8 protein-coding genes are annotated in these 12,569 nt (G+C 67.4%); all 8 read right to left on the reverse strand.

Annotated elements, in window-relative coordinates; translation table 11 throughout:
* Positions 1 to 144: 144 nt before the first annotated feature.
* The 8 genes from PYV55_RS09990 to PYV55_RS10025 all read right to left on the reverse strand — a co-directional run bounded on the left by PYV55_RS09990 (position 145) and on the right by PYV55_RS10025 (position 12,548).
* Positions 145 to 882: a lysophospholipid acyltransferase family protein gene (locus tag PYV55_RS09990; RefSeq protein ID WP_275850617.1), complete on the reverse strand. Its 738-nt coding sequence runs from the start codon at positions 880 to 882 to the stop codon at positions 145 to 147.
* A gap of 195 nt (positions 883 to 1,077) precedes the next feature.
* Positions 1,078 to 2,367, reverse strand: coding sequence for a dihydroorotase (locus tag PYV55_RS09995; RefSeq protein WP_275850619.1), 1,290 nt, complete (start codon positions 2,365 to 2,367; stop codon positions 1,078 to 1,080).
* Between the two features lie 78 nt (positions 2,368 to 2,445).
* Positions 2,446 to 3,408, reverse strand: a complete 963-nt coding sequence (locus tag PYV55_RS10000; protein WP_275850698.1) for an aspartate carbamoyltransferase catalytic subunit — start codon at positions 3,406 to 3,408, stop codon at positions 2,446 to 2,448.
* Positions 3,409 to 3,410: 2 nt separating this feature from the next.
* Positions 3,411 to 3,932, reverse strand: a complete 522-nt coding sequence (pyrR, locus tag PYV55_RS10005) for a bifunctional pyr operon transcriptional regulator/uracil phosphoribosyltransferase PyrR (protein WP_275850621.1) — start codon at positions 3,930 to 3,932, stop codon at positions 3,411 to 3,413.
* Positions 3,929 to 4,351: a Holliday junction resolvase RuvX gene (ruvX, locus tag PYV55_RS10010; protein WP_275850701.1), complete on the reverse strand. Its 423-nt coding sequence runs from the start codon at positions 4,349 to 4,351 to the stop codon at positions 3,929 to 3,931. Before ruvX ends, pyrR begins: the two co-directional genes overlap by 4 nt.
* 14 nt (positions 4,352 to 4,365) lie before the next feature.
* A complete protein-coding gene (locus tag PYV55_RS10015; RefSeq protein ID WP_275850624.1) occupies positions 4,366 to 4,983 on the reverse strand; it encodes a YqgE/AlgH family protein in 618 nt (205 codons plus the stop codon).
* Positions 4,984 to 5,126: 143 nt separating this feature from the next.
* Complete coding sequence (locus PYV55_RS10020) at positions 5,127 to 6,284, reverse strand: PilT/PilU family type 4a pilus ATPase (protein WP_275850627.1); 1,158 nt, start codon at positions 6,282 to 6,284, stop codon at positions 5,127 to 5,129.
* Between the two features lie 36 nt (positions 6,285 to 6,320).
* Positions 6,321 to 12,548, reverse strand: a complete 6,228-nt coding sequence (locus tag PYV55_RS10025) for a hybrid sensor histidine kinase/response regulator (protein WP_275850629.1) — start codon at positions 12,546 to 12,548, stop codon at positions 6,321 to 6,323.
* Positions 12,549 to 12,569 lie beyond the last annotated feature (21 nt).

Genomic DNA, 12,569 nt, shown 5'->3' on the forward strand with positions numbered 1-12,569 from the left:
CCTCGCACTATCTCTTCGTCGCTGATCTCGTCTGGTTTCATCACGTTGCCCTCCTGGCGTTGCTGGCTTACCCTCTATTGGGACACATCAGTTTGAATCGCACCCATCGCGGCATCGCGGCCGGTGTGGGCCCAGAGTGCAGGCTCAGCCTTGGCGCAGGCGGTCCACGGCCTGCTGCAAGTCGCGGCTCCAGGCGCGCCGGTCGCGGCCTTGCGCGTGCTCCGGGGTGCCGAAGTGCACCACGGCTTCGATGGGCGGCGCGCACAGCGTGCGCCAAAGCGAAGCCAGCAGGGTTTCGTCGCCGGTGTAGCTCGGTGCAAAGCTGATGCAGCCGCTGGCCTTGTCGGCAAAGCGCAATCCCAGAGGCTGCACGGGGGCGTCGCAGTCGATGGCAGCCTGCAAAAGGTTGGGATAAAAGGGCCGCAGCGTGCGCCCGTCGCCCGTGGTGCCCTCGGGAAACAAGGCCAGCACCTCGTGGCGCTGCAGCGCCTGCTGCAGCTGATGCACCATGCGCCGGGCGTCGCGGCGCGAGCTGCGCTCCAGGTACAGCGTGCCCGCAGCCGAGGCCAGGGTGCCGAGCAAGGGCCAGGATTGCACGTCGGACTTGGAGACGAAGCGGCAGTGGCGCGTGGCGTGCAGCACCGGAATGTCGAGCCACGAAATGTGGTTGGCCACCAGCAGCACGGGCCCCTGCGCTGGCGGGTTGCCCACGATGCGCAAAGACACGCCAAGGATGCGCAACAAGGCCTGCGCCCAGACCTGCACGCGCATTTGCCGCTGCTCGGGCGACCAGCGTGGAAAGCGCAGCAGCACGATCGCCATGCCCACGCAAATATGCCAAAACAGCCGCAACATCCGCCCGCAGGCGATGACTTGCTTCATGAAACGGCGCCCCCGGGCAGCACCCAACCGCCACTCAGAGGCTGAGAGTTTTTCGGCCGCGGCCGAAAGGCGCATCAAAACGCCACCGATCGAGGCGCAAAGCGCAGCCATAGCTCGGGCTATGGCGAGCATTTGCAACGACAAGCGGGGGTGTTTTGGTGTGCAAGGCGGCCATGGACGAAAACTCTCAGCCTCTCAGGCGCGCTCGAACGCCACTGCGCCGGCCACCAAGGTCCAGCGCACCTGGCCGGGCAGTTCGTAGCCCAGAAACGGCGTGTGCTTGCCCTGGCTGCGCAGCGCGTCGGCGCGCACGCTCCAGTGTGCCTGCGGGTCCAAGATGCACAGGTCGGCCACGCCGCCCTCGACGATGCGTCCCAGGCCTGTTTGATCCGGCGCATTGCCGAGCACACCTGCCGGCGCGCTGCTGACCACGGCGAGCGCGCGCGCCAGCGGCACGCCCTGGTCTTGCGACCACTTGAGCGCTAGGCTCAGGAGTAGCTCCAGCCCCGTCGCGCCAGGCTCTGCCTCGGCAAAGGGCTGGGCCTTGGCGTCCTCATCGACCGGGGTGTGGTCGGACACGAGGGCGTCTATGGTGCCGTCGGCCAGGCCCGCACGGAGCGCGTCGCGGTCGCGCGCCTGGCGCAGCGGCGGCGCGAGCCGCGCGCGGCTGTCGAAGTAGCCCATGTCGGTGTCGGTGAGGTGCAGCGAGTTGATGCTCACGTCGCAGCTCAGCGGCAGGCCCTCGGCCTTGGCGCGGCGCACCAGCTCGACGCCTGCAGCGCTCGAGAGGCGGCACAGGTGCACGCGCGCGCCCGTGCTGCGCTGCAGCTCGAAAATGGTGTGCAGGGCGATGGTTTCGGCCGCCACGGGCACGCCCGCGAGGCCCAGGCGCGTGGCCAGCGGACCGCTGGCGGCCACGCCGCGCCCCAGGTGCGCATCCTGCGGACGCAGCCACACGGTGTAGCCGAAGGTGGCCGCGTATTGCAGCGCGCGCTGCAGCACCTGCGTGTTGGGCAGCGGCACCTCGGCCTGACCGAAGCCGACGCAGCCGGCCTCGGTGAGTTCGGCCATTTCGGTCAGCACCTCGCCGGCCAGGCCGCGCGTCAGCGCGCCCAGCGGAAACACGCGCGCGAGGTGCAACTTTTCGGCGCGCGACTTGAGCATTTCGACCAGGCCGGGCTCGTCGAGCACGGGCTCGGTGTCGGGCAGGCACACCAGGCTGGTCACGCCGCCCGCCACCGCGGCGGCCATTTCGGACTCGAGCATGCCTTCGTGCTCATGCCCAGGCTCGCGCAGGCGCGCCGCCAGGTCCACCAGGCCGGGCAGCACGATGCAGTCGCGCGCATCGAGCACGCGCCGCGGCACGAAGTCCGCCGGCGCCGGCCCGAGCGCGACGACGCGCCCCGCGGCCAGCGCTACGTCGCAGTGCTGGTCGAAGCCGCTGGCCGGGTCGATCACGCGGCCGTGCTGGATCAGTAGGTTCATGGTTTTTGTATGAAAATGGCCTTTAGCGCAGATGTATCAAGCACTAGCAGCTATCAAAAAATGATTTTTCGCATCGCCTCAGGCTTCATTGCCCGCAACGATGGACATCACCGCCATGCGCACCGCGATGCCGAAGGTGACCTGCGGCAGGATCACGCTCTGGCGGCCGTCGACCACGGCGGAGTCGATCTCGACGCCGCGGTTGATCGGGCCGGGGTGCATGACGATCGCGTCGGATTTGGCCCAGCGCAGCTTTTCGGGGCTGAGACCGAAATGCTTGAAGTATTCCTGGCGCGAGGGCAGCAGCGCGCCGCTCATGCGCTCGTTTTGCAGGCGCAGCATGATGACCACGTCGGCGTCCTGGATGCCCTCTTGCAGCGTGTGGCACACGCGCACCCCCATGGGCGCCATGTCGGCGGGCACCAGCGTGCGCGGGCCGACCACGCGCACCTCGGCCGCGCCCAGCGTGGTCAGCGCGTGGATGTCCGAGCGCGCCACGCGCGAGTGCAGCACGTCGCCGACGATGGCCACCGTGAGATTGCTGAAGTCTTTTTTGTAGTGGCGTATGGTGTACATGTCGAGCAGCCCCTGCGTGGGGTGCGCATGCCGCCCGTCGCCCGCGTTGATCACGTGCACGTGCGGCGCCACGTGCTGCGCGATCAGGTAGGGCGCGCCCGACTCGCTGTGGCGCACCACGAACAGGTCGGCCGCCATGGCGCTCAGGTTGGCGATGGTGTCGAGCAGCGATTCGCCCTTGCTCGCCGAGCTGCGCGCGATGTCGAGGTTGATCACGTCCGCCGACAGCCGCTTGGCCGCGATCTCGAACGTGGTGCGCGTGCGCGTGCTGTTTTCGAAAAACAGGTTGAACACGCTCTTGCCGCGCAGCAGCGGCACTTTTTTGACCTCGCGGTCATTCACGCTCACGAAGTTGTCGGCCGTGTCCAGGATCTGCAGCAGGATGTCGCGCGGCAGGCCCTCGGTGGAAAGCAGGTGGATCAGCTCGCCGTGCGCGTTGAGCTGGGGATTGCGCCGGTGCAGCACGCTCAAGCCCCCTTGATCTGAAAGTGGAAATGGCCCTGCGCGTCGCGCGCAAGGGCGAGCGACTGCGTGGGTGGCAGCGCCACGCGCGCGGCAGCGAAGTCGGCCTGCACGGGCAGCTCGCGCCCGCCGCGATCGACGAGCACGGCCAGGCGCACGCGCGCGGGACGGCCGTAGTCGAACAGTTCGTTGAGCACGGCGCGCAAGGTGCGCCCGGTGTAGAGCACGTCGTCGAGCAGCAGAATGTCGGCCCCTTCGACGTCGAACGGCAGCGTGGTCTGCGCACTCGCGCTCAGGCCGCGCTGGGCGAAATCGTCGCGGTGCAGCGCCGAAGACAGCACGCCGGGCGCGCCGGGCAGGCCCAGGTCTTTTTGCAGGCGCTCGGCCAGCCAGGCGCCGCCCGAGGCGATGCCCGCGAGCCGCGTCGCCGGCGCCATGAGTGCGCGCACCCCGTGCAGCAGTTCGCGGTAGAGGGCCTCGGCGTCGAGCACGAGGTGGCCTGCGGCGGCAGGCGGGGGGGAACTCATGGCAGGCTCCTCAAAAATTGCTCCAGGATGATGCAGGCGGCGCCGGCGTCGGCATCCGGCGTGCGCGCCTCGGCCCGCGCCTCGGTGGTGCTGTAGCGCTCATCGACCTCGTACACCGGCAGACCAAAGCGCCCATGCAGCTGGCGCGCGAACTTGCGCGCACGCACGGTGTTTTCATGGCTCGCGCCGTCGGGATGAAAAGGCACGCCGACCACCAGGGCGTCGGGCTGCCACTCACGGATGCGCCGCGCCACCTCGGCAAAGCGCGCGTCGCCCGCGGCGTGGATGCTGGTTTGCGGACTCGCGCTGCGCAACAGCCGCGTGCCCACGGCCACGCCGGTGCGCCGCAGGCCGTAGTCGAAGGCCAGGAAGGTCTGCAACTGCGCCGGCACGGGTGCTTGCGCGGGCAGGCCAGCCATCTCGTCGCTCTTCATCAGGCATGCCCCGCCTCGGCGGTGAGCATCCAGGACTGCAGCCCGAGCAGGGCCAGGGCGCGGCCGTAGCGTTCGGGCACGGGTGTGTCGAACAGCACCGCCAGGTCGGCCCCCACGGTGAGCCAGGCGTTTTCGCGCAGCTCGGATTCGAGCTGGCCCTCACCCCAGGCGGAATAACCGAGTGTGATGAGCAGGCGCTGCGGGCCGCCGCCAGTCGAAAGCGCCTCGAGCACGTCCTTGGACGTGGTCATCTCCATGCCACCGGGGATACGCAAGGTCGAGGCATAGAGGGTTTCGTCCGGCTCCTGCTCTTGCCCCCCCTGGACCGCGGACGCCTGCACCACTTCATGCAGCACGAAGCCGCGATCCGTCTGCACCGGCCCGCCTTGCAGCACCGGCTGCGTGGCCAGGTCGGCGCGCTGCAGCGGCAGGTCGAGCTTGTCGAACAGCTGGCCCAGCGTGATGTCGCTCAGCTTGTTGACGATGAGCCCCAGCGTGCCGCGCTCGTTGTGCTCGCACACATACACCACGCTGCGCGCGAACAGAGAATCGCGCACGCCGGGCATGGCGATCAGGAAATGGTGCGTCAGGTTCATGGGCGCGGACTCGGCAGACATGCGGGCAATTCTACGGGCAAGCCAAGACTGCAGCCGCAAGGTGGGCCGCCCATGCCCACGCGACGAACCATCCCACGGCGCCCCGGCCCGCGCCCCCATATCCAGCGCCGCGCAGCAGCGGCGAGCAAAAACCGGCCCGCTCCTCAGCCGAGGCTGGACCTGCTCTGCGGGCTGATCTGCAGGCCTTCGCCCAGTGGCGGGGCGCCGGCCGCAAGCCGCAGGCGCAGCGACATGTCGGTGCGGTTGTCGGCATGGGCCAGGGCCTCTTCGGCCGTGATGACGCCACGCTGCTGGAGCTCGTACAAGGAATGGTCGAAGGTGCACATGCCGGGTTCGCCGCTGCGCTCGATCGCCGTCTTGAGTTCGTCGATCTGGCCTTTCTGGAGCAGCTCGGACACATAGGGCGACCACAGCATGACTTCGGTTGCGGGCACGAGCTGACCTTGCACGCTTCTCACGAGCCGCTGCGCCACCACCGCGCGCAAGTTCAGCGACAAGTCCATCAGCACCTGTCTGTGCGCATCTTCGGGGAAGAAATTCAGAATCCGCTGCACGGCCTGGCGGGCGTTGCTGGCGTGCATGGTGGAAACGCACAGGTGCCCGGATTCCGCGTAGTGCAGTGCATGCTGCATAGTGCTGCGGTCGCGGATTTCGCCGATCATGATCACGTTCGGCGCCTCGCGCATGGCGTGGCGCAGGGCATCGTCGTACGAGCGCGTGTCCAGACCGATTTCGCGCTGGGTGACCAGCGATTTTTTGTGCCCGTGCAGGTATTCGATCGGGTCTTCCACGGTCAGGATGTGGCCTGTGGCGTTCTCATTGCGGTAGTTGAGCATGGCCGCCAGCGAGGTGGTTTTCCCGGAGCCGGCCGCACCTACGGCGAGCACCAGGCCCGCTTGCAGGAACGCCAGCTGCTTGTACACCGCGGGCAAACCCAGCTCTTCGAGCGAGAGGATCTGCGCCGTGACATGACGCACCACCATGCCCACCTTGCCGCGCTGCTGGTGCACGTTGACCCGAAAGCGCCCCGACGCCCCCATCTGGAACGAAAGGTCGCACTCCATGGTGGCCTCGAATTCGTCGATCTGCGCCTTGCGCATGATCGAGTAGGCCATCGCGCGGATGTCCTCGGCGCCCAGCGGGGCCTGCGTGATGGGTGTGAAGTCCCCCTGGCGCTTGAGCGTGGGCGGCGCGCCGTCGAGCAAAAACAGGTCGGAGGCACGCTCGCGCGCCATCAGCGCCAGGTAAGAAAGCAGGCGGCTGTCGCCCGGGAAGGTTGCTGGCTTGTTTGCGGATTCCATGAGCGCCCTTTGTCGCGGAGTGGGAATATCCCGTCGCTATGCCTGAACTGCGGCCTCGAGCCGCGCGTAATGCGCGACCAGCCCCAGCAGCTCCTCATCGGAATAGGGTTTGCCGAGGTAGTGGTTGGCGCCCAGCTCGAGCGCGTGCTCGCGGTGTTTGTGCGCAATGCGCGAAGTGATCATGATGACCGGCAAGCCATGCAACGCCTGGTCTGCACGGATGTTGCGCAGCAGGTCGAAGCCATCCATGCGCGGCATTTCGATGTCGGACAACACCACCGCTGGGCGCTCCTGCTGCAGCCGCTCGAGCGCCTGCAGCCCGTCCGTCGCCAGTGCCACGCGGTAGCCTTCACGCTGCAGCAGGCGCTGGGTGACGCGGCGCACGGTGATGGAGTCATCGACCACGAGCACCAGGGGCACCTGGCTCGGCCCCAGCGCCACGGCCGGCGCCATCGGTACGCCAGCCGTCGGCGCCAGCGTGGCCTCGAGCACGGCCGGCAGCCCCGCACCCGCAGCGCGCACGCGCTCGCCATAGACGGTGGCCAGCGCCACGGGGTTGTAGATGAGCACCACGGCACCCGAAGCGAGCAGCGACATGCCGGCAAGTCCCGGCAGGCGCGACAGCTGTGGCCCCAGTTGCTTGACCACGACTTCCTGGTTGCCCAGCACTTCGTCCACGTGCAGCGCGATGCGCTGCGCCGCACTGCGCACGATGACCACCGGGCGGTTCTTGCCCACGGGTTCCTTGCTGCGCACCGAAGACTGCAGCAGCGCCCCCGCCCAGAAAAACGGCAAACGCTCCCCGCCTTCTTCGTAAAACCCGCTGCGATAGGCCTGCTCCAGGTCCGCAGCGGTGGCGCGCCGCACGATTTCGACAAGATTGGCGGGCATGCCCACCGTCAACTCGCCAGCGCGCAGCATGACCACCTGCGTCACCGCGGTGGTCAGCGGCAGCACCAGCCGGAAAGCCGTCCCCTGGCCCGCCTCGGTAGAGGTTTCGATGCGTCCACCGAGCGCATTGACCTCGGAGCGCACCACGTCCATGCCCACCCCCCGGCCGGCGATCCCCGTCACTTCCGCGGCCGTGGAAAAACCGGACTGGAAGATCAGGTTCGCGGCATCGCTGACGCCCAGCTCGGCATCGGGCGCAAGCAAGCCCTGCGCAATGGCCTTGGCGCGGATGCGCGGCAGGTCGAGGCCAGCGCCGTCGTCGCGGAACTCGATGGCCACGTCATTGCCCTCGTGGCGCACATCGATGGTGATGGTGCCCGCAGCGGGTTTGCCCTGGGCCAGGCGTTGCTCCGCGGGCTCTATGCCGTGGGCCACGGCATTGCGCAGCAAGTGTTCGAACGCCGGCGCCATGCGCTCGAGCACGCCGCGGTCCAGCTCGAACGATCCGCCCCGCAACTCGAGTTTGACCTGCTTGCCCAGTTCCTTGCCTGCCTGGCGAACGACGGCGTAAAGACGCTCGGCAATCGCATCGAACTCCACCATGCGCGTGCGCAGCAAGTCACGCTGCAGCTCCCGCGCCTGGCGCGCCTGCGCGCTGAGTTCGTCTTCTGCCCCTTCGACGGCGCGCTGCAGATTGCGCTGCACTGTGGCAATGTCGTTGACCGACTCGGCCATCATGCGCGTAAGCTCCTGCACGCGCGTGAAGCGGTCGAACTCCAGCGGGTCGAAACCGCTGGCCGAATCCTTGGACAGCGCCAGCTTGGACTGCATTTGTGATTCGGCCTGCACCTCGATGTCGCGCAGCTGCTGACGCAAGCGTTCCAGATTGCCCGTCAGGTCCGCGAGCGAGCTGCGCAGCTGCGCCACCTGCGCGTCCAGGCGCGCACGGCTGATCACGACCTCGCCGGCCTGGTTGACCAAGCGGTCGAGCAGCTGCGCACGCACACGCACCGACTGGGTGATCTGCGCACGCCCGATGACCAAGGGCGCCGGCCCCGGCAAAGACGGTGCCGCCAGCACTGGCGGAGCCTCGGCAGCGGACACTGCTTGCTCCAGCGCCAATATTTCCGCACTCTGCGCGCCAGCTGTGGTCGTTGCGTCAGCAGCCAGCGGCGCATTCGCTTCCTGCTCGCCCCGCGCGCACAAAGCATCGAAATGCGCGCTCAGCGCATCGAAGCGGCCGAGCAAGGGCTCGATTTGCTCGGCCTTGAGGTGGTGGGCATCCAGTTGTTCGATCAGGGACTCGAGCCTGTGCGCCCTTGCCCCCAGGCGCATGGCCCCGGCAAGGCGGGCGCTGCCCTTGAAGGTGTGCAAGACCCTCAGTGCGGCATTGCGCGCTTCCAGATCGCTGGGATGCGCGGCCCACTGACGCAGTGCCGTACCGAGCCGCGGCAAGAGCTCTTGCGCCTCTTCTTCGAAGATCGGGAACAGGTCGGGATCGATGGCGTCGCTCGCATCCCCCTCATCCTTCGTAGTCGCCTGCGCGCTCGTCACAACGCCAGCAGGGGGCGCCTCCAGATCTGCGGCGGCGGCGGCGGGCGCGAACGTCTGCAGTGTTGCGGGCACTGGCGCGCTTTCGGGCCCCATTTCGCTGGGGGGGGGCGTCGTCTCGATGAACTCCTCTGCCAAGTTTTCTTGCAGCTGCATGGACGCACTGGGCACTTCCTGCGCCAGGATGCCGTGCAGGTCTTCCAGTACCTGCACGCCCGGCTCCTTCAGGAAACCGGCTGCGAATTGGTGCAGCAGGCGGCGAATGTCCTGCGCCGCGGCCAGAAATACCCGCGCCTGCTCTGGTGTGCCGCCCGTCTGCAGTTGCACATGCTGCAATGCATGTTCGAGCGTACGGGCCAGCTCCGACAAGGTCAGGAAGCCCACCGTGGCAGAGGCGCCGGCCAGCGCGTGCGCCCTGGCTACCGCCATATCGGGCACGGGCGTCTGCAGCTCGCGCGACCAGGTCTGCAGACGATCTTCGAGCTCCTGCGACCACTCGTCCGCCTCATTGAGATAGACGTTGTACAGCGCGGCACCAATGCGCAGGTCGCCAATGACCTTGACCGCATCCTGGTCGTCCTGCACCTGCACCGCGCTTTCCACAGGCGCATCTTGAGGCACCTCTTGAGGTGCCTCCATGCCGAAGGAGGATTCTTGCGGCACGGACGGAGCGACCGACGCCGTTTCCGTTGACAGGTCTGCGAGCATGTCCACGGACAGGTCGGCCAGAAATTCCACCAGCTCCTTCTGTGCACCGTCCTCCTGGCGTGGCTCGATGGTCTGGACTGCCTCGGCCGCAGCGGGCAGCGGCTCCATGCTGAGCGGTTCCGCGCCCGGCAGTTCTGTGGCTCCCGCTTGCGCGGCAGCGGGCAGAACGATTTCTGGCAGCGGAACAAATTCCAGCGTTGGCTCGGGTGCCGGTACCGGTGCCGCGGCCTCCGGCGAAGGCTCGGCGATCGGTGCTTCCGGGGCGGCAGATACTTGTTCCTGCGCGGCGGCAAACGCGGAAAAATCGACCTCTTCCACATCGGCAGCAAACGGAATTTCCGCCACGGGCTCCTGCGGCGAAGCATCGGGTAAGCCTTGCGGCAACTCCAGCGCCGGCCATTCCTGCGCGCCGTGCGCTTCCTCGGCAGCCACCGCCCCCAACATGGCAGCACCCTCGGCAGCAAAGGGAATCTCCGCAACGGGCGCCTGCGGCGCGACCGCCTCCACAGCCTGCTCCGCAGGCGCTTGCGGCACCTCGGGCTCGCCGGGCTCTTCCTGGGGCGCCTGCTGCAAGGTCGGCACTTCGGCGAGCGCAGGTTCTGCCACTTCGGCAACATCCGCCGCTGCGGCTCCAGCAAGCACCAACTCCAGGGGCACCAAGTTGCCGTGTAGACGCATGGCATCGGCCGAAGCACGGAATGCCTGCGCCTGCCAGTGCGCTGCCCCCCCCGTGGCAATGTCGTCCGCCCATTGCCCAAAGGCGCGCAAGGCATCCCCTGCCAACCCCAGCAAGGCAGCAGGCATCGGCTTTTGCTCGGCGAGCCAGGCATTGAGCACCTGCTCCATAGACCAGGCCGCCTCGCCGAACTCATTCAGTCCCACCATGCGCGAACTGCCCTTGAGGGTGTGGAAAGCGCGCCGCAACGTGGTCTGCTCGCTCAAGTTGCCGGGCTCCTCGTGCAATGCGGCGATGGCTGCGAGCCCCTGCGCCACGACCTCGCGCGCCTCTTCCAGGAACACCTCGCGCAATTCTTCGTCTTCCGCGTCAGGCACCGATGGCGTGGGTTGCCCCAAAATCCCGGCTCCGGGTGCGGCGGGCGAGGTCCGCGTCACAGCTTGTTCCGCTATCGCCTCTTTGGCCGACTCGGCTTGCACTGAAGCTGGCGCGGCCTCCTGCACCGATTCTTGCACCCCACCGAGATCACCCGGCATTTCCAGCAGGGGCGCAAAATCGGTGGGCTCTTGGGCGGGCGCCTGCTCCGGGAAGCGGGGCACCACGGGCGGCAACTCAGTCCCTGCACGTGCCTGCCGTGCGGCCTGCGCCAGGGGGGCATCGTCCGTGGCCCGCACCCGTGTTTTGCCCGTCAGCATGCGCAACTCATCCTGCACTTCGTCGTAAATGAAGAGCTTGCGCGCCAGATTGCGCTGGTAGCTCAGCATGTCGATCAGAAAACCCAGGGTGCCGAGACTGTTGCCCAGTTTTTCGAAATTTTGGCCCAGACCCTCCTCGGGGATGGCCTGAACCAACAAACGCTCCACCACCTCGCGCATGCGCGCCATGGCCTGCACCGCCTGCTCCAGCCCCAACACCGAGAGCACGCCACGCATTTGCGCCATTTGCCCGGGCACAGGAACCAGCACGCTGGTGTCCTCAGGTGCACGAAAAAACTGGTCCAGCGCTTTTTCCACCTCGGCCAGCGAGACGCGCAGTTCGTTGACCACGCTGCCCATGGTTTGCTTGTCGCTGACGCGCCGGTACAGGTCTTCTATCCAGGGCTCCAGCGGCTCGGGCGCGGCGCCGGCCAGCACGGCGCGCAGGCGCTCGGCGAGGCGTCCGAAATGCACCTCCATCTGGGCGTCTTCGGCATCCAGTTCCTCGAAAGCCGCTTGCAGATACAGCACGGCCGTGGCCACCTCCATGGCCAAAGGGGCAGCCGGCGACTCCCCGGTGCGCACCGTGGCATCGAGCGCCTGCGCCAGAGCCTGTGCGAGGCCCTCGCTGCCGGGCAGCAGCTTGCGCAGGGAATCGCAGACCAGACTGAACTGATCCGCAGCCGGCTTGAGCTTGGCACGATCGCCGCCGGCCAGTGCGGACCAGATTTCTGCAGCTGTCGCGATGCGCTTGCGCGCCTGCGCAAGCAGGCTCGGGTCGAAGCGGCCGAAACGCGCCGCCTCGTAACGCACCGGCTCGAACCGGTGCAAGCCAAATGTTTGCCGCACTGCGTTGAGCACGGGGAAGGCGTCCGCATTTGCAGGCCTGGCTTGCGCGCAGAAGAAAAGCAGGTCCTGCAGCAGGCGATCGGTGACGCCATCCTCGCCTTTGGCGAGCGTGGCGTACTGCATGAGCACGCGCGAGGCCACGCGTTTGACATAAATATCCGCGGGCAGCAGGCCGCCGGCCAAGGCCTCGAAGAAGCCCGCACAGACCTTCCAGAAGGTGCGCACGCGGGTATCGGTCTGGGCTGCGGCAAAACCCAGGCAGAGGTCCTGCATGCTGTGCGCGGCGCCGGCATCACCGGACTTGACGATCTGCAACACGGCGGCATCGAGGCGGGCACGCGCCGCACTCCCATAAGCCAGGGGCGCCACTGACAGAGGAAATTCAGGTTCACGGATACGCCGCTCGGTGGGCCACAGGTCCGCAGGATGGACGCGCTCGGCACCCGCCAGCGTCTGCACTTCACGGTATTGCGGGAACAAGGCGACGGGAGACGCCTGCTTGCCCGCCAGCACATATTCGAGGTACTCGAGCAGGGCAAAGCCTGCACGCTCGATGGTGGATATGGCTTCCCTGGTGCACAACGGCGGCTGCTGCACGAATTTATGGACCGCCGCCTCCATCGCGCGCAACAGCTGCACAGGGGGCGCCATGCCCACCATTTCGAGGGCGCCGCTGGCCTGGTGCAACTGCTGTCGCGCCATGCGCAAGGCACCTGCATCCAGCGCCGCAAGGTCGGAATCCCGGGCTTGTTCGGCTTCGTGCACGAAGCGGCGCATCGCCTTGACGGCAGTGTCCAGGGACTTGCGCAATTCTTCCAACACCCAGGCCAGGGGCCCGAGGTCGCGTTCTTGCTGGCTTGCCGCGGGCGCGTGATTGACATCGAGAGAGGGCATGGATTCGTCTCCGGCCGCGAT

It is taken from the genome of Extensimonas soli, assembly GCF_029211265.1.
In the GTDB taxonomy this organism is placed as follows: Bacteria; Pseudomonadota; Gammaproteobacteria; order Burkholderiales; family Burkholderiaceae_C; genus Extensimonas; species Extensimonas soli.

Bases quoted from the DNA above. Each gene is read 5' to 3' on its own strand.
- pyrR (WP_275850621.1), bottom strand. From the start codon at position 3,932: ATGAGTTCCCCCCCGCCTGCCGCCGCAGGCCACCTCGTGCTCGACGCC.
- PYV55_RS09990 (WP_275850617.1), bottom strand. From the start codon at position 882: ATGAAGCAAGTCATCGCCTGCGGGCGGATGTTGCGGCTGTTTTGGCAT.
- PYV55_RS10025 (WP_275850629.1), bottom strand. From the start codon at position 12,548: ATGCCCTCTCTCGATGTCAATCACGCGCCCGCGGCAAGCCAGCAAGAA.
- ruvX (WP_275850701.1), bottom strand. From the start codon at position 4,351: ATGGCTGGCCTGCCCGCGCAAGCACCCGTGCCGGCGCAGTTGCAGACC.
- PYV55_RS09995 (WP_275850619.1), bottom strand. From the start codon at position 2,367: ATGAACCTACTGATCCAGCACGGCCGCGTGATCGACCCGGCCAGCGGC.
- PYV55_RS10015 (WP_275850624.1), bottom strand. From the start codon at position 4,983: ATGTCTGCCGAGTCCGCGCCCATGAACCTGACGCACCATTTCCTGATC.
- PYV55_RS10020 (WP_275850627.1), bottom strand. From the start codon at position 6,284: ATGGAATCCGCAAACAAGCCAGCAACCTTCCCGGGCGACAGCCGCCTG.